The following is a 17,166-nucleotide window of genomic DNA, read 5'->3' as shown; positions in this document are numbered from 1 at the left end:
GCCATGCCTGACTGTAGCAGCTTAGGATCGAAAACTTAATAACTTAAGCACCTCCTACAGTCCTCTCTCCTGTAAGTTGCGAAATAAAAAGAGGCAGAGCCTCGGGATCTACGTTACCAGGCTCTTCCTGGTAACAAGCAACAATCCTCTTCCTTCTTTTGTCAAGTGCTGTCCCAGGTCAACTGAATGAAAAGCCGTGGCGAACACAGGGAGTAATAGAAGAGCTGATGAGGGTATTAAATTTTGCGATCGGCACTGGGGTAGATAATTTCAGAGGATTTGAGTGTGGGGAATACTCCTGTCATGGTCGTGTTTCCTTTCGGTAATCTTTCTATTATCAACCTTTTTGCTGTTGGAACGTATACCCCCTTTGGTACTTTGACTACTGTTTTGTCGTTTAATTTTGCACAGAGTCCAAAATAGGAAGCTATCAGCATCGAAGCGAGGATCAATCCTGCGAGATCCAAGGCTGATCGCAGGGCGGCTGCTAAAAGTGGTTGGTCGATGTTTTCCACAGGCTCGTCCGGCAATTTCAAGTAATCTGGAAATTTTTACCAAGGATTATGATACTTGGTTTTGGTGGCGGCAGGTTTCGATAATGTTTGCGTTATTGGTTTGTATTTTTTTGCTTAAAATACTTTTTTCTTAATAGGATTTATACCCAAAATTTAATACCGATATCCGCTGTACACACCTTCCTAGCTGAAACTTCTGCAATGCGGACTTTACATACTAGATAAAATCGCGCATCTGGCAATGGCGGTTATTCAATGATACCATGTTTTAAGGTGCATTATCGGGAGCAATCGGTGCTGCTGACTTTGCAGTTTGAGAAGGCATAACAGGCAATTTTTCTTTTTTGTGAATGCTGGGAAATCCCGGCTGAACTGATTGATTTCCCGCAGTTGTACTCGCATTTACTTTTTCAGCAAGGGGAGCTAATGTTTGAGCGACTTTAACTTGCTGTCGCAGTTGTTCTGTCGAACCTAACAAGCCTCCTAATCCGTTGAATAACCTGCGAATGTTGTTGCGGAAAGCCGGATCTCCTGTCAATTCATCCACGTCCGAAGTAATTTTCTCCACGTTCTGAAATGTCGCTCGTGCAGAATCTAAAGTTTGTTGCAATAATAGCAAAGTGGCGGGATTGTTTACCTGGCTGGATAAATCTCGTAAATTACCAGAAGCTTGGGCGGCATTCGCGGAGAGAACTTCTAAATTGTTGAGCAATTGTCCTTGGTTGATGCGATTAATTGTCGGACTCAAACTGCTGACAGCTACCCGCAGTTCCTGACTGCTTTGATTGATGTTATTCAGTGTTGAGACTAAACTAGCACGGTTGGTTGCTACTAAGGAATTGAGTTGGTTGGCTGTCAAGGTAATTTGATTGGCTGCTTGAGTTACTGAATTGGCAGAATTTATGGCAGCGGCAGATACGGCTTTTGTGGAAGTGTCCGCTGTAGCTGCTACTTTAGAAACATCTGCGGCGACTCCTGATATTTCCCCCTTGAGTGATTGATTTAAACTGCTCGCTTCTCCTTTTAAAGATTGATTTAAACTGTTTACTTCCTGCTTCAAAGATTGAGTTAAACTGTTTGATTGGCTTTTTAAAGATTGATTCAAAGTTGCCAATTCGGTTTTTACTGATTGAGTTAATTGACCTAGGTCTCCGGTTACGGATTGATTCAATGTTTTGATTTCTGCTTTGGCTGTTTGAGTTAAACTTGATAAATCTTGAGTGAGTTTAGCTGCACCTTTCGCTGTGTTGGCTGTATTCTCTGAAATCGATTTAATGTTGTTAAAAAGGGTGGGGTCGGTGTATAAATTAGCTAGGCGGACTGTGGAGCGAATTAGTTCGTCGAGACTGACTCCAGCTTGACCTTTTAAGCGGGAATTTTTGCAGATGATTTCAGGGGGACAGTCGGCACTGAAGGGATTGGCGGTAAGTAAGGATTCTGGCAAAATTGAGTTGGGGGTAATGTCGATCGACGATTCGCCAATTAAACCGGATTTATTTGCTTCAATTGCCACATCTCGGGGCATGACTAAAGTACCGGGGGCAATCTCCAGCATCACCTCTACGCCGTTGGCGCTGGCTTTGAGGGCTGTGATTTTACCGACGGCGACGCCGCGATACCTGACGGGCGTGCCTATTTGCATTCCCTGGGCGCTGGCAAATTCTACGGCGAATTTGTAGCTGCGGTTGCCTAGCTGCACGCCCCGCAGCCAGAGGACTAAGCCGCCAAATAAACCGATTCCTACTAAAATTAAGAATCCGACAGAACCTTCTCTTACAGTTCGCGATCGCATATTTCCTCCTTAGTTATTGGTTATTGGTTATTAGTTATTGGTTATTCGTTATTCGTTATTGGTTATTCGTCATAATTTTTCGGGGATGAGCCGATAGATTGTAGGTAGGAGTTTAATTGAGGGGCTAAGTGATTAATGATGGCTGTGAGTTCATTTACCTGTTGAACCGTTAAAAGGTTTCGAGTGTAAGGAATGAGAATTAAATAACTTCCACAAGTTTGTGGGATGGGCGTCCCGCCCGTATTGAACAGGCTTTCGGGCCTGTTCCACAATAATAATTAAAATTGTAAGTTATTTAATTTGCGATCCTAAGCTCGTCTCAACAAGTGCTGGGTTTCGTTCAAAGACGCTCTGGCTATCTTTACAAAGCGTCGATTGTCAAAGGTAGCTACCTCGTCCGAGTCCTTCTGCTATATTAGCACCGACGCTATCTGCGGAACGGACAATTTGTTTGCCGATCGTATCTTTGGCAAACACTTCCCAACTGTTAACAATTTTCCAGATGTCATTGGCTAATCGTTCTGATAATTTATAAACCCGCAATTTCTGAAAACTCTTGCTTGCCATTTTACCCTCATTGTTAACAACTAACAACTCACAACTAACAACTCACAACTAACAACTAACAAGAATGACTAATGACTAATGACTATCCAATCACTTGAATTGGCCCTGTAACGCTGCCGCTAAAAAATTGTTTAATTAACAAATTATCTGTCGATGCAATGTCACTGACAGTTCCTTCCCACTGCACTTTGCCTTGATAGAGAAATACGATGCGATCGGCAGTGCGGCGGATGGTACTGTCTTGGTGAGTGACGATCGCATAAGTGCTGCAAACACCTTGGGCCGCCTGCAAGTCGCGGATTAAATCTTCAATTACTGTCGAAGCGATGGGATCTAAGCCCGCCGTCGGTTCGTCATACAACAAAACCTCTGGATTATCCCTCGCACGATCGGGATTCGCCATGATGGCGCGGGCAAAACTTACCCGCTTCCGCATTCCGCCAGACAACTGCGCCGGATAGCGTTCGCCAATTCCCGGCAAACCCACCATCTCTAACTTCTCCTCCACCAATTCCCGAATCCGGCGGCGCGGCAGCTTAGAATGCTGGTAAAGTAAAAAACCGACATTCTCCTCCACCGTCAGCGAATCAAACAAAGCCGCTTGCTGAAACACCATCCCAATCCCGATCGGATCTGCCACGTCGTCCACCCATCCGACCCGCCGCTGTCCCTGAACGAAAACCTCCCCGGCATCCGGGGCCAACAAACCCGCAATTATTCGCAAAATCGTAGATTTCCCCGTCCCGGAAGGGCCAATAATTGCCAGGGCCTCTCCTCGATAAATCCTCAGATCCACTCGATCGAGGATCGGGTTCTGGCCGAAGGATTTGCTTACCCCCTTGAGTTCGATTAGCGGCTCAGGCATAAGATGTTATCAATAAGTTATCAGTCCTCAGTCATCAGTCTAGCTAATGACTAAGGACTAAGGACTAATGACTAATCACTTAAATTGACTGCCCGAATCAAAACTCTCTTGTATTGTAAATTTGTCAGATTCAGCTATTCCAATACCCTTAAGACTAATTAACCATGTCAATTAGTTCATTTCCTAAAGCCCTACGCGTCTTGGCTAAAGCTAAGCAGGTTTTTGTCCAATCCAGAAATTCTTACCCTTCTTCTTTGCGGAACGGGCGAGTTCACCAGTGGTTTAAGTGGCTGGCCCCCGGACTGTTGGTGAAACGGTGGCTGCTGATCAGTGCTAGCGGTGTGGTACTTGCTACTTTGGGTTTAGCTATTTGGACTGGGATGACTCCGATTTTTTTCCTGTTGCAATTGTTGAGGAATTTTTTGACGTGGATTGCAGAAGTTATTCCAAATTACATCTCTGGCCCGATCGTGATTGCTGGCGGGATTTTGTTAATTCTGTGGGGACAAACTCGCAGTTTGAACTCGATTACTCAAGTGCTGATGCCCGAAGGCAATGAGGAATTGGTCGATCGACTCCTCAACCACCGCCGCTTGCACCGAGGCCCGAAAATTGTGGCAATTGGAGGGGGTACAGGCCTTTCTCATTTGCTCAGGGGATTGAAGGATTACAGTGCCAAAATCACTGCTATTGTGACTGTGGCGGATGATGGCGGGTCTTCCGGGCGACTGCGGCGAGAAATTGGGGTCTTGCCGCCGGGGGACATTCGCAATTGTTTAGCTGCTTTGGCCGATGAGGAAAAGTTATTGACTGAGTTGTTTCAATATCGTTTCCGGGCTGGTGACGGTTTGGTGGGTCACAGTTTTGGGAATTTGTTTTTGACGGCGATGAGCGATATTGCTGGAGATTTGGAACAGGCGATCGCCGCCAGTTCTAAAGTTTTAGCGGTGAGGGGAGAAGTGCTGCCGGCTACTCTGAGCGACGTTTCTTTGTGGGCAGAACTCGCTGACGGCCGGAGGATTGAGGGGGAGTCCAGCATCACCGAAGCTAACGGAAAAATCGTCAAAATTGGCTGCACTCCTGCTAATCCTCCGGCTTTGCCCAGGGCACTCGAAGCGTTGCGGGAAGCGGATTTTATTATTATTGGGCCGGGAAGTCTTTATACGAGTGTGATTCCGAATTTGTTGGTGAAGGAAATTGCTGATGCGATCGCCAATAGTCAAGTTCCCCGCATTTATGTCTGCAATATTATGACTCAGCCGGGGGAAACTGACGGATACAGCGTTGCCGATCACATTCGGGCGATCGATCGCGCTTGCGGCCGGCCACTGTTTGATGCTGTAGTAGTGCAGGGAAAAGTCCCATCTGCAAAATCTTTAATCCGCTATTCTCAGGAGAATTCGTATCCGGTTGTGCTCGATAGAGAAGCCGTAACACAATTGGGGCGGCGAATTGTGATCGCCAATGTGATGGATGAAGATAAAAATACGGGTTTAATTCGCCACAATTCTCAAAGGTTGGCGGGGATGTTGCTGCGTTGGTACGGCCGCGCCCAGAACATTTAAGTTGCTGACAGTTAACGGTTAACGGTTAACGGTTAACTGTTGACTGTTGACTGTTGACTGTTGACTGTTGACTCATGTTATTGACTATTAGTTATTAGCAGAGCCAAACGAGTAACGAGTAACAAATAACAAATAACAAGTAACAAGTAACAAATAACAAATAACTAAAATGATACTTTCTCTTCCAGATTTTGAGGCTACGCGCAAGTTTGGTGTGGCGTTAGGTCGATCGCTCCCACCAGGCACTGTAATCTTGTTACAAGGAGATTTAGGCACCGGCAAAACTACCTTAGTTCAAGGTATCGCCGAAGGTTTGGGAATCTCCGAACCTGTGGAAAGTCCTACTTTCACGCTCATTAACGAGTATTTTGCAGGGCGGATTCCGCTGTACCATCTAGACTTGTATCGACTCGAACCCGAAGAAGCGGAGGCTTTACACTTAGAGAGTTATTGGGACGGATTAGAAAGGGATTTGGGGATTGTGGCGATCGAATGGGCCCAAAGATTGCTGTACAAACCAGAGAATTATTTGCAAATTTCTTTGACTTATCTCGATAACGGGCGGCAAGTTGAAGTGATGGGGAATGGCGATTTATTGGATTGGCAATGGGAAAATTGATCAAGTGCGATTCATGAAGAGGGATAGCTACGCTGGCGCGTACTTACTGCGTCGGGCGGTTGACTCGAATCAATTTGCCCCTCAAAGTTTCTTCCCTTGAAATAACCTCATTGATGCGTATTGCCAACCGATTTCTATCTCGGTCATCTTTACAAACTATAATACCCGCATGGTTTGGCTGGTGTTTGTGCAGTCCGATGAAATCAAACCGATTTCATGTCAAAACAGCTCGATCGTTACTCGTAGCAAATTCTAGCACCTCTGGATCGGGAATTCCCAGATTTGCATTTCCTGCTTCTTGAACTGTTAACACATCGTGACCCACAGTTCGCAATAATTCGCTAACTATGCGCGGGAAATGTTCGTCCGCATAAATACGCGCCATAGTTCAAGCTTCCTCATTTTTTTTGATTGCTGCTTCAATTTCATCGAGATGTGCATTAGCATAACTCCAAGCATTCACTAAGTCGGCGGCGCTAATATGAGGATAGTCATTTAGCAGTTCTGATTCAGTTATACCCAGACGGCGAGACTCTACCAGTCCCCAAACTGGAATCCTAGTTTTGGCAATACAAGCATCGCCGCCACAAACTCCGGGAGTCTTGGTAATTCCCGGCCAGCTATTGCTTAAACTTTGGGTTAACAGCCGTATGGCTTCAGATTTCTCGGTCGGAGTTAAGGCAAGAAGTTGTGTTTCTAGTTCTTGGAGCATCGGTAATATCGCCTTCAGAATAAGGGAATATACTTTGATAAGTTTAGCAAAAATTTGGGGTTCAGTCCTGATTTCACTACCAACCAGATAATTATTGACAAATTTCTTTGAGTTATCTGGATAACGGGCGGCAAGTTGAAGTGATGCGAACTGGCGATTTATCAGATTGGCAATGGGAAAATTGATCAAGTGCGATTCATGAAGAGGGATAGCTACGCTGGCGCGTACTTACTGCGTCGGGCGGTTGACTCGAATCAATTTGCCCCTCAAAGTTTCCTCACCAGCAATAGCATCATTGATGCGTGTTGCCAATCTTTCTAGATTTTTATCGTCTGTACATACTATAATGCCAGAATGGTTGGGTTGTTGAAGGTGCAAGCGTATGAAATGCCGGCGATTTTGCGTCATCACCGCGCGATCGTTATTCACAGCAAAGGCTAATACTTCCGGGTCATCATCTCCACCATTTCCTGCCTATTGAATAGTCAGGGCATCGTGACCAAATTTTCGCAGCATTCCCACAACAGGAAACGGGAACTGTTCATCTGCATAAAGACGTGCCATAAATTACACTTCCTGCATCATTGCTGCTGCTTCTTCTCGGAGTGCTGTTTCAATTTCTTCTAAATTTGCCTCAGCGTAAGTCCAAACGTTGACTAAGTTTTCAGCATTCAAATAAGGGTAAAATTGCAAAATCTCAGCATCCGTTGCACCTTGACTGCGTAAACTTACAAACAGCCAAACTGGCAGTCGAGTTTTCGCAATACAAGCATCGCCACCACAAACTCCGGAAGTCTTGGTTATTCCTGGCCAGCTATTGCTTAAACTTTGGGTTAACAGCCGTATTGCTTCAGATTTCTCGGTCGGAGTTAAGGCAAGAAGTTGTGTTTCTAATTCTTGGAGCATAGGTAATATCGCCTTGAAAATAAGGGAATATGCTTTTATTAAGTTTAGCACAATCTTGGGTTTTAATGGAGGCAGAAACCGGGTTTTTTAACCAAATTTAAAGGTTTGAACGAAGTATATTGGTTGAAAAACCCGGTTTCTTAGAGTCTCGGTGCGTCCAGGACTGGGTTTGTTGCAAAACTCCTATGCAGGCTTAATCAGCGTCAAATCTCAAGGCTTCTCCCCTGACATTTGTATCCAACTTACCATTCTCAAAAACAACTTTTCCTCCCACAACCGTCACCACCGGCCATCCAGTTAAATTCCAACCTTCAAAGGAACTCCAGCCGCACTTGCTCGCCATTTCTGCTCCGACAACCGGGCGGTATTTCTCCAAATCCACCAATACTAAATCAGCGTCAAAACCAGGAGCAATCGCCCCTTTGTTCGGAATTTTATACGCCTTAGCAACTGCCGCCGACATCCAATTAGCAACTTGCGCAACTGTACATTTTCCCTCGACTGCTTGCGTCAGCATTAAAGGTAAAGAAGTTTCTACTCCGGGCATTCCTGATGGGCTATTTGGATACTCTTGAGCTTTTTCTTCTAAAGTGTGTGGCGCGTGATCGGTGGCGATACAATCAATTACGCCGTCGAGTAAAGCTTGCCAAAGTATTTCGTTGTCGCGGGTGTCGCGCAATGGCGGATTCATCTGAGCTAAACTGCCGATTTTCTCATAGGCGCTGGTATTTAACAACAAATGCTGCGGGGTTACTTCCGCTGTTACCCAACTCGGTTTTTCTTGTCGCAAAAACTCGGCTTCATCGCCAGTTGAAAGATGCAGAATGTGCAGTCGGCGTTGATATTTCTTAGAAAGTTTTACGGCTAGCTGAGTGGCTAACAAGGCTGCTTGATTGTCTTGAATTTGCGAGTGAACTGCTAAATCGGTACTGCCGGCAAATTCCTGACGACGCTGATTAATTCTAGTTTGGTCTTCGGCGTGTACTGCAATTAATCGATCGCCCTTAGAGAAAACTCGCTCTAAATTTTCCTCTCCATCCATCAAAAGCTGTCCGTGCATCGAACCCATAAACACCTTAATCCCTGGAGTCGGATTCGCATCCAGCAAATCCGGCAAATTCTCCGGCGTAGCCCCAATAAAAAAGCCGTAATTGACCAAACACTTCTGGGCAGCGCGACTTAGCTTATCATCTAAGGCAGCTTGGGTTGTGGTCAAAGGTCGCGTATTGGGCATTTCCAAAAATGATGTCACGCCGCCCTTAGCGCAGGCACAGCTAGCGGTAAACAAATCTTCCTTGTGTTCTAACCCTGGTTCGCGGAAGTGTACCTGGGGGTCAATTACTCCGGGTAACAGAGTTAAGCCGATCGCATCTATTTCGCGATCGCACTCTGCCGCAATCTCCGGAGCAACCCGAACAATTTTGCCATCGCTAATTTGCACGTCCCCTACCAAAAACTCGCCGTCGGGCAACAGAATGCGAGCGCGGCGGATTAACAAACTTGATGTTGTCGGCATAAACTATAATTAAGTGAGTAATGTGCGTGGAAGCATGGACAAATTTTATCGTTAAAATAGTTTTGAAAATAGTAAGAAATATAACTAGCTTTCGGAAAATGTGTAAATTTTCGGGTGTGCACCGAACACCTTACTGAAGCAGATAGTATAAAAACTCACCTCTCAAGCGCAGATTTGGCAGATTTCCTCAAAAAACTCCGAATTAAGTCTATAATTTGTATCCAGCCCAGTCACTTAACACTTATGACTCGTCTAGACAAGTCAGCCGACGAAAAACCCCCGCAAGATACCGAAAATCCTTGGATAGAAGGAATTAAGACGATCGGCTTAGCAGCATTCTTGGCCTTTGGCATCCGCACCCTGGTTGCTGAAGCTCGCTACATTCCTACTGGCTCCATGCTCCCAACCCTACAAATTAACGATCGATTAATCATAGACAAGGTGAGCTATCGACTCCAAGACCCCCACCGAGGAGATATTATCGTGTTTATGCCTCCCGATCCGGCGAGTTTGTGCACGGGACAGCCGCCACCGATCAAAGATGCTTACATCAAGCGAGTGATCGGACTCCCGGGGGACACTGTGGAAGTCAAAGAGGGAAAAGTTTTTATCAATAAGCAGCCGCTACAGGAAAAGTATATTGAAGAAATTCCCAATTATCCCTACGGGCCTGTAGTTGTATCTCAAAATTCTTACTTGGTGCTCGGGGACAACCGCAACGCAAGCTGTGACAGCCATTATTGGGGCTTTGTACCGAGGCAAAATATCATCGGTAGGGCGATCGTCCGTTTTTGGCCTATCAACCGCACAGGGTCGATCGACCCCACGCCGATTTATCCCGCTAAAAATTAGCCACAACCTAGAATTCCGCAGCGTAAAACCTGCGGTGATTAGCTTACATGACCAATGACTAATGACGACTGACCAATGACTCCTTGGGATTTAGTATGACGTTTCGCGATCGAGAACTTTCACAACCTTGTTGTACATCTCCTCTGCTTCTTGGGGCGAATTGCCAATACTCGTCAATCCCAATTTGCCAAACTCCGACAAACAACCCATTAAATGAAACACGCTCCCCGTCTCAGTACCGCTGTCAAAATGCAGTTGATTGTCAGCAATAATATCCATCAAATCGTTCGGCAACAATCCCCGATAGCGCTCTTTTTTTAAATTGTCCGAAGCGACATAATATTTCGGACGCCCCTGCAGGCTGTAAAACAATCCCGTAGTTCGGTCGTAACGACCGTTTGTTAACAGCTTCAAAGCCATAAACGGATGAGTTGTCCCACCTTTACGCAAGTTAATTTCTATTGCTTGAAGATCCCATTTACCGTCGGATTGCTTGACGGCAACATAATCTACTCCAAATCGCTCTAAAGCACCTTTTTCCGCTAAGTTTTTCCCGACTTTCCATCCCGATTCTTGCAGCGCCAGCCGATAGGATTCATCCGCCGGAAATCGGCAACCCAAGAAAATTTGACCGTCCGGGCCTCCTAAAATCTGGTCGTGGGTTGAGAGAATTTCTACTTCGCCGCTGGGGACAATTCGACCTTGAACGCTGGGCGATCGCTTTTCTGATCCTTCAATAAATGCTTCGGCAATCGCCCCTAATTCTGGAATGCGACGGCTAAAATTTTCCCAGGTTTCGCCTGTTGATTGAAAGCGCAAATTGTGGAAGCGCTCGCCAATTGCTTTAACTCTTTCTTGAGGCGCTTTACCTGCGATCGGTTTGAGATCTAAAATTGCATTTCCTTCCCCGGAAAAACCTTCATTTAACTTAATTACCATCTGCTGCAAATCCGGCTGCCTTTCCCACAACTGAGCCGCAGCTTCCGCTAAATCTTCCGCATTCCAAACCAACTCGGAACCGTCAGGATAAGGCACGCCACATTCTTTAAAAATTTGCCTGCTACCGCTTTTTGTTCCCCAGTAAAGCAGATCGGGATCGCTAGCCCACAAAGGAATGCCCAATTTAACCGATAACTCGCGCTCTAAAGGCGTCGAGTTGTAACAAACCATGTAAGATTTTTTCGGTCGCACTGCTTGACGAATGCGCTCCATCAAGCGGGGACGATCTAAAATTTTCTGGGTGAGAGATTTGGCAGAAGCATCATAAGCCGAGAACAGCAAAAGCCGATCGCGCGCGTGAGAAAATGGAATTCCAGGCAGCAATTGCAGGTAATAATCCACAATCATTGGGTGCAGCGGCTCCGAAGTAATGTAAATTAAGCGCGTGCGGGGATTTCGCAGGCGAATTAATGAAAATAAGTGCCGCTCTTCGTAGTGGTAAGCACCTTCAACTTTCTGCATTTCTTGCTGATCCAAGCTGAGAGAAGGAATAACAATAATGTCACAATCTCCGCTGTCAAAGTCTTCGACACCTCGCCAAGTTTCGCGCAATTCTGTCTGAAGATTGCGAAATTTTTCCGAGTGTTCGGAATCAGATTTATTTATATTTTGCATTTCCTTATCCTAAATAGATGTATAGCCTTTCTCAGAAAGATGAGGTACGCGAACGGCATAGGGCATAGGGCATAGGGCATAGGGCTATGGGCTATGGGCTATCCTCACCACGCTTGATAACCGCTATAGATGTAGGGTGGGTCAGTCCAGATACCTGAAGCAAGTCAAACAGTTTTTTCCGGGGCACCCTACCGGGGACGATCGCGAATTTATGTCAAGTTACTTTAAGAAGCCCGCCGCACTCGAAAAAGTTTAGCATACTCTAATATCGGCTCTAGCCGACGTTGATTTTGCTTGAGTGCTGATCGCAATTTTTCCGAAGGGCGGAACACCAGAGGAGCCGAATATTTGTTCAGCATCTCGATATCCGGCGACTGACTCAGCAGCATCAGCCGCACATCTTTGTCAAGCAAATAACTCAGGGACAGCAAATCTCCCATGTTAGTAAAGTCGTTACCGCGATCGCTAATTACAATTGTATCTTTAATTGATCGATTAGCGATCGCCTCTTTGTTAATATTTCTGGCAACTTCAGCATTAAAATAGCTTAAGTCTTTGCTCCACCAAGTATCAGAAACAGCGCTGAGGGTACAAGATGCTATGCTTGCTGTAAATATCCCTGCTAAAACGACTCGCCAAAACCGCTGCTGAGTTTTCAGATTAGTTGCGAGCAAGTAAGCAACTGCTAGCTGCACTCCCGGAAAGCACGAAATCAGATAGCGGCTGACGGCGGAACGTTTGCCGCCTAGGATTAGATCCGGTAACGCCAGTATCAAAAAAGGTAGGAAAATTGATGTTACAATAAACAGCTTAGTTGAACTGCTAGTTTGGCGGCAGATTTGGTAAATCGCTGCGGCAATTAACAGCAAAAATGGCAATCTCAGCAGATAAGTCCAGATATTGTCAAAGCCGAAATCGAAGTCAAAAAATAAGGATGTAAAGCTGAGCGTCCACAATTTGACCAGATACAGCCAACCCGGATTTACTCGCGTCCAATCTGTGGTAGCTGATGCTCGTTCCAGGTTCGTCGCTAGCACGTAAATCCACGGCAGATACAAGATTAAAGCTGCTGTTACTGCCAAGAAAAATTGCGAATTAGTTAAGTGACAGCGCAATTTTTTTTGTTTGACAAACAGCCCGCAAGCAATTATAAAAACTCCCTGTCCGAGCAGTGTCAAACTGAAGAAAGGGTGAGTGTAGAAACCGATCGCGATCGCCAGCGAGTAATACGCCCAATTTTGCCAACCGCGCAACCGCACTGCTCTCAGCAGCAGCCAACTGCTGCCAATCACCGTTGCAGTCAGCAAACTGTACTGCCTTGCTGTCTGAGCAAACAAGATGTCAAAGGGAGATAAAGCTAACAGTGCTGTGGCTAATAACGATGTTAAATTAGAGGCAAACAGTTCTTGAGCTAAAGCGTACATCAAAGGCAGCGACAGCAAACTCAATATGGCTGGCAAACTGCGGGATGCTGTTAGAGAACTCCCAAATTCCTGCATCCACAAACGAGCCATCAGAAAGTATAAAGGCGGATGCTGCGGGTCTTCTAGTGCTAAAGAACGAATGGTGTCTGCTGCTGTACTTCCCGGTTTTATCCGCTGATATTTTTGCAATTCGGGTGCGGGAACAATTCGGTTTTGGAATAGTTCATCGTCGATTTCTTGGCGGGTGAAACCAGCGGCGCGGATTGATGTGTAAACTTCGTCGTGCCAGTACAGTTTGCGATCGATCTCGAAGAACCGAAATCCGATCCCTAGTAAAATGCCGATCGCCAATAAACCGATCGGCCACCGGGAATTTTTGGTATGAGATGTGTCTTGATGTGTTGTAGATGCCATGCTTGTCCTAATTGTGGCGATCGGTTCCAGAGCAACTGCCGATCGTCCTAAACCTCACTCAAGCGAGCGATACCAGTACATACCCCAACATATCGTAATTCTACCCTTTGGTAGATGCCAAATACCTTACAGAGCCAATTTGAAATATTTTACCACAAAGAATTGGTTTAAAGCCGGAACCCTTGTAGGGATAAATTAAAATCAGACAATTCATTACTCCAATCCTCTTCCTTCTAGCTCAACTGTCAACTGTCAACTGTCATCTGTCATCTGTCAACTGTCAACTGTCAACTGTCAACTGAATGAACCACCTTTTCAAAAGCCTGCGCCTGAGATGATGCTGGTTTAATTGAGATGTTGCATCTCAACATCGATTATTTCAAGTTGCAACCTGTGAATATTGCCTGCGATCGCGATACTACTAAACTACGGTTATCAACAGTGAACATCTTACAGAATAGTTAAACAAGATTTATCCACAGACGATCGCAAAAATCAAGTTTGAACTTGCGGAAAAACAATCGAAAGCCGAAAAAAAAAGCCTCATGCGAATCAGGATGTGTTTTGGTTGAAGCAAGCTGGGTGAAGAGAAGGGTCAAATGCTGGGATGGAAAAATGTAAAATTTTGGGGAATAACTTTGAGAGAACTTTGGATGATTGTTAGAATATCTGCCCGCTTCTCAACCTGACGATTGGTTGAATTTGCTTGACAATTATCAGTTTGTGCGCTATAAACTTGTCAGCAAAAATTTTAACTGGGGAAAGGCGATCGTTTTGCGATCGAACTTGGGCAATCTAGAGATAGGTACTCTGCGAGTGCCTGGAAAACAGCGACGCCAAGGGTTAGCAATGGAAAGTACAGAGAAAAAATACATTGAGGATAAGGTGCGGCGGAGCGATTCCCTACGGGATAGCTACGCTTCACGAACTAAGCAGATTTTTGCGTTAGTATCGATGGTAGGTTTTGCTGGTTCTGCGATTTTTGGTATTGTGAGTCTGTTCACCAGCGGTTTGAGCAGCCAGCACCAACAAAAACCAGTGCCGGCTGCTGCTGTTTCTCAGGAATCTCTGCTGGCGGCGCAGGAACGGGAATATGAGACGGTTTTGCGGCGGGAACCTCAGAATCAGACGGCTCTGGAGGGCTTGGCAAATGTGCGGTTGGAGATGAATAATAAGCTGGGGGCGATCGAGCCTTTGGAGAAGTTGGTGAAGTTGAATCCAGGGCGATCGGATTATCAGGCGCTGTTGGGGCAGGCTAAGGGGAAAAAGTAGGGGAAGGGCGATCGTTAAAGCTAAAATCAAAACAAAGCAGACTTACAACCAATCTCACTAAATAAAGCAAAAAATTTATTATGCTCTTTTTACCAAGTCTTAAGAAAACCGGTCATTTAGATCGAGTTCACATTACAGTTGGCATTGTTGGATCTCGTAAAATCGGAGACCTGGATGATTATGCAAGTCAAGGATGGGAAATTTTTGCGCCTAATTTGACTATCTATGGATTTGATGCAGATGCGGAAGCTTGCAATGAAGCTAATGCTGACCTAGAAGCTAGACAAGTAAATTGGACTGAAAAACATATTCCCTTAGCTCTTAGCAATACAGAGGGAAAAGCCACACTTTATGTAACAAAATATCCTGGATGCAGTTCTTTATATCCCCCTAGCGAAGAGTATATCAAGCGCTTCTCGGGAAATTCAGAACTGATCGAGCTAAAGTCTACAGTAGATTTATCCACTACCACTTTAGAAAATTTTTGTAAAACTGAAGATATCAAAGAAATAGATTTTCTTCACCTAGACGTTCAGGGAGCAGAGCTAAAAGTTTTACAAGGAGCTGATGGGATATTAAATAATAGTGTATTGGGATTAGTAACCGAAGTTGAATTCACCGAACTCTATGCAGGTCAACCTTTATTTAGCGATGTAGATATTTATCTCAGGAACCGAGGTCTTACACTGTTTGACTTTGGGCATATGCAGCGCGATATGCGTCGCGAAATCCCAGTCATATCAAACAGTCATCCGGGCGCTTTAATTTGGTCAGACGCTTTTTATTTTCGCGATTTGATGCGATCGAATGTAGATCCAAGCTTGAAAACACCAGAAAAACTACTCAAACTAGCTTGTCTGGCTGACGTGATGAAATTTCATGACTATGCTCTGGAAATTCTAGTGTATTTGACCCTGCAATATGGGGGCGATATAAGATATAACTTGGCTAACAATATTATAGAGAGCTTAGCGCAAATTCCAGAGCTAGTTAAGCTGGGACTAAGTTCATTGCCTATTATTGCTAAAATTCGAGATTACAGCAGTGGTTATAGTGCCATATGTGTATTAAGCGATCAAACTAATTGGCAGCAAAGAGGTAATTCATGCTTGTTTTTAGGAGACTATTCTAAAGCAGCAAGTATTTATGAGCAAGCTATAGAATCTGAACCAAACATCAAATCCCACTATTGGCATTTGGGGTTGATGCTGCTTTTGCAAGAGCAAGAATCCGAAGCTCTAACAGTTTGGTTCACCGGTATACTTGAGGAAAATGCCGAACAAATCGAAGAATGCACATCTGAACTAATAGAAGTTATACAAACAGAAGCACAGCGCCGAGAAGGACTAACCGACTATGCTGTTGCTCGGATACTCCGGCAACACATCCGGGAAATAGCTCCCACCGATATAAATAATCTGTTAAAGATTGTCGAGCTTTCCATTAATATGAATACTTTTATAAATCAAGACCTAATATCCTTGGGAATTGTTGAGTTGTTGCGGTCGGAGTTGTACCCCGTTAATTCCGATTTACTATTACAAGTTCTTCAAAGCATTTTAAATTGTGTACCCTACGAACAATCTACCCTTGAATTTGCCACAGCTTGTCAGCGTTATGCCTCCGATCCTCAAGCATTTGTTAAGGTATTGATGCTAGCTAGCCCCAATATCGCAGATAGCAAAAATGTAGACGCTCCAACTCATAAATATTCATATTTAGACGAAGAAACTATTATTGATAAATATTTGAATCAATTAAGTATAGAAAATAAATACTGTGTAGATATAGCTGCTAGTGATGGAATAACTATGTCAAACACTTATTTTTTATACAAGCAAGGATGGGCGGGATTGGCTATAGAATATGATAGCCAACTATTTACAAGATTAGCACTTAGGTATAGTGAATTTGAAAAAGTCAACTTAAGTAAGTGCATGGTGACACCTGAAAACGTAGTTGATCTTATGAAAACACATCAAGTCCCCGATAACTTTAGTTTTCTCAATCTTGATATAGATGGTTATGATTATTTTGTTTTAGACCAAATACTTAGTTCATTTAGACCTTTGTTGGTCTGCGTAGAAATCAATGAGAAGATCCCACCACCTCTAAAGTTTACTGTTAACTATAGCCCAAATTATGTTTGGAATAACGATCATTTTTTTGGTCAAAGTATTTCACAGTTAAATATTATATGTCAACAGTATAATTATACTCTGGTAGAGTTACATTATAATAATGCTTTCTTGATTCCTCAAGAAATCAGTCCAGCACCTTCACTTACACCAGAGGAAGCCTACAGAAGAGGATATCTCGAACAGCCAGACCGGAAAAATAAATTTCCGTGGAATGCTGATATAGAGCAAGTTCACAATTTATCTCCTCAAGAAGCCTTGATTTATATCACTAACTTTTTTTCTAAATATGAAGGAGAATTTACTTGCTACATATAATTTTAGTAATTAGGTATCTAATTAAATTAATTTAAAGCTTTAACTGTTCTGATGCCTAATCTCAGGAAACGCTAATC

At 44.3% G+C, this 17,166-nt stretch carries 13 protein-coding genes and 3 pseudogenes; 5 read left to right on the top strand and 11 right to left on the bottom strand.

The genetic code is table 11. The features are described 5' to 3' along the window. Positions 1–236: 236 nt before the first annotated feature. The 4 genes and pseudogenes from QUB68_RS21035 to QUB68_RS21020 all read right to left on the bottom strand — a co-directional run bounded on the left by QUB68_RS21035 (position 237) and on the right by QUB68_RS21020 (position 3,739). Complete coding sequence (locus QUB68_RS21035) at positions 237–530, bottom strand: hypothetical protein (protein WP_332996058.1); 294 nt, start codon at positions 528–530, stop codon at positions 237–239. 253 nt (positions 531–783) lie between these two features. After that, positions 784–2,307, bottom strand: coding sequence for an MlaD family protein (locus tag QUB68_RS21030; RefSeq protein WP_332996056.1), 1,524 nt, complete (start codon positions 2,305–2,307; stop codon positions 784–786). A gap of 311 nt (positions 2,308–2,618) precedes the next feature. Beyond that, positions 2,619–2,874, bottom strand: a pseudogene (locus QUB68_RS21025) (four helix bundle protein); the annotation flags it as partial. A gap of 82 nt (positions 2,875–2,956) precedes the next feature. Then, complete coding sequence (locus QUB68_RS21020) at positions 2,957–3,739, bottom strand: ABC transporter ATP-binding protein (protein ID WP_332996055.1); 783 nt, start codon at positions 3,737–3,739, stop codon at positions 2,957–2,959. Positions 3,740–3,903: 164 nt separating this feature from the next. Between QUB68_RS21020 and QUB68_RS21015 the strand changes: the two genes are divergently transcribed. Beyond that, the gene (locus QUB68_RS21015) at positions 3,904–5,304 is read left to right on the top strand and encodes a gluconeogenesis factor YvcK family protein (protein WP_332996054.1); all 1,401 of its coding nucleotides are present in this window, start codon (positions 3,904–3,906) and stop codon (positions 5,302–5,304) included. A 169-nt stretch (positions 5,305–5,473) separates the two neighbouring features. Continuing rightward, positions 5,474–5,923: a tRNA (adenosine(37)-N6)-threonylcarbamoyltransferase complex ATPase subunit type 1 TsaE gene (gene tsaE, locus QUB68_RS21010; protein ID WP_332996052.1), complete on the top strand. Its 450-nt coding sequence runs from the start codon at positions 5,474–5,476 to the stop codon at positions 5,921–5,923. Positions 5,924–5,966: 43 nt separating this feature from the next. Here the strand turns inward: tsaE and QUB68_RS21005 are convergent. The 5 genes and pseudogenes from QUB68_RS21005 to QUB68_RS20985 form a co-directional block, all read right to left on the bottom strand. Then, a pseudogene (locus QUB68_RS21005) lies at positions 5,967–6,308 on the bottom strand (DUF5615 family PIN-like protein). Between the two features lie 3 nt (positions 6,309–6,311). Next, positions 6,312–6,635: a DUF433 domain-containing protein gene (locus QUB68_RS21000; protein ID WP_332996050.1), complete on the bottom strand. Its 324-nt coding sequence runs from the start codon at positions 6,633–6,635 to the stop codon at positions 6,312–6,314. A gap of 228 nt (positions 6,636–6,863) precedes the next feature. Beyond that, positions 6,864–7,091, bottom strand: a pseudogene (locus QUB68_RS20995) (DUF5615 family PIN-like protein); the annotation flags it as partial. Positions 7,092–7,202: 111 nt separating this feature from the next. Next, positions 7,203–7,541: a DUF433 domain-containing protein gene (locus tag QUB68_RS20990; protein WP_332996048.1), complete on the bottom strand. Its 339-nt coding sequence runs from the start codon at positions 7,539–7,541 to the stop codon at positions 7,203–7,205. A 193-nt stretch (positions 7,542–7,734) separates the two neighbouring features. Next, positions 7,735–9,057 (bottom strand): dihydroorotase, encoded by a 1,323-nt coding sequence (locus QUB68_RS20985; RefSeq protein ID WP_332996047.1) that lies wholly within the window; start codon positions 9,055–9,057, stop codon positions 7,735–7,737. Between the two features lie 243 nt (positions 9,058–9,300). Here QUB68_RS20985 and lepB point away from each other — a divergent pair, with 243 nt between their 5' ends. After that, positions 9,301–9,909 carry a signal peptidase I gene (gene lepB, locus QUB68_RS20980; protein WP_332996044.1) on the top strand — a complete coding sequence of 203 codons (609 nt, stop codon included), beginning with the start codon at positions 9,301–9,303 and terminating at the stop codon, positions 9,907–9,909. A gap of 90 nt (positions 9,910–9,999) precedes the next feature. Here lepB and QUB68_RS20975 read toward each other — a convergent pair whose 3' ends face one another. Both QUB68_RS20975 and QUB68_RS20970 read right to left on the bottom strand, forming a co-directional pair. Continuing rightward, on the bottom strand, positions 10,000–11,523 hold the full coding sequence (locus QUB68_RS20975) for a peptide ligase PGM1-related protein (RefSeq protein WP_332996043.1): 1,524 nt from the start codon (positions 11,521–11,523) through the stop codon (positions 10,000–10,002). A 224-nt stretch (positions 11,524–11,747) separates the two neighbouring features. Further along, positions 11,748–13,361 carry a glycosyltransferase family 39 protein gene (locus QUB68_RS20970; protein WP_332996041.1) on the bottom strand — a complete coding sequence of 538 codons (1,614 nt, stop codon included), beginning with the start codon at positions 13,359–13,361 and terminating at the stop codon, positions 11,748–11,750. A 657-nt stretch (positions 13,362–14,018) separates the two neighbouring features. Here QUB68_RS20970 and QUB68_RS20965 point away from each other — a divergent pair. Then, positions 14,019–14,633, top strand: a complete 615-nt coding sequence (locus tag QUB68_RS20965; protein WP_332996039.1) for a tetratricopeptide repeat protein — start codon at positions 14,019–14,021, stop codon at positions 14,631–14,633. Positions 14,634–14,713: 80 nt separating this feature from the next. Further along, positions 14,714–17,089: an FkbM family methyltransferase gene (locus QUB68_RS20960; protein WP_332996037.1), complete on the top strand. Its 2,376-nt coding sequence runs from the start codon at positions 14,714–14,716 to the stop codon at positions 17,087–17,089. The last annotated feature ends 77 nt before the right edge of the window (positions 17,090–17,166 follow it).

This window comes from Microcoleus sp. A006_D1 (assembly GCF_036702805.1).
Taxonomy (GTDB): domain Bacteria; phylum Cyanobacteriota; class Cyanobacteriia; order Cyanobacteriales; family Microcoleaceae; genus Microcoleus.
This window is presented reverse-complemented; position numbering and strand designations above follow the sequence as displayed.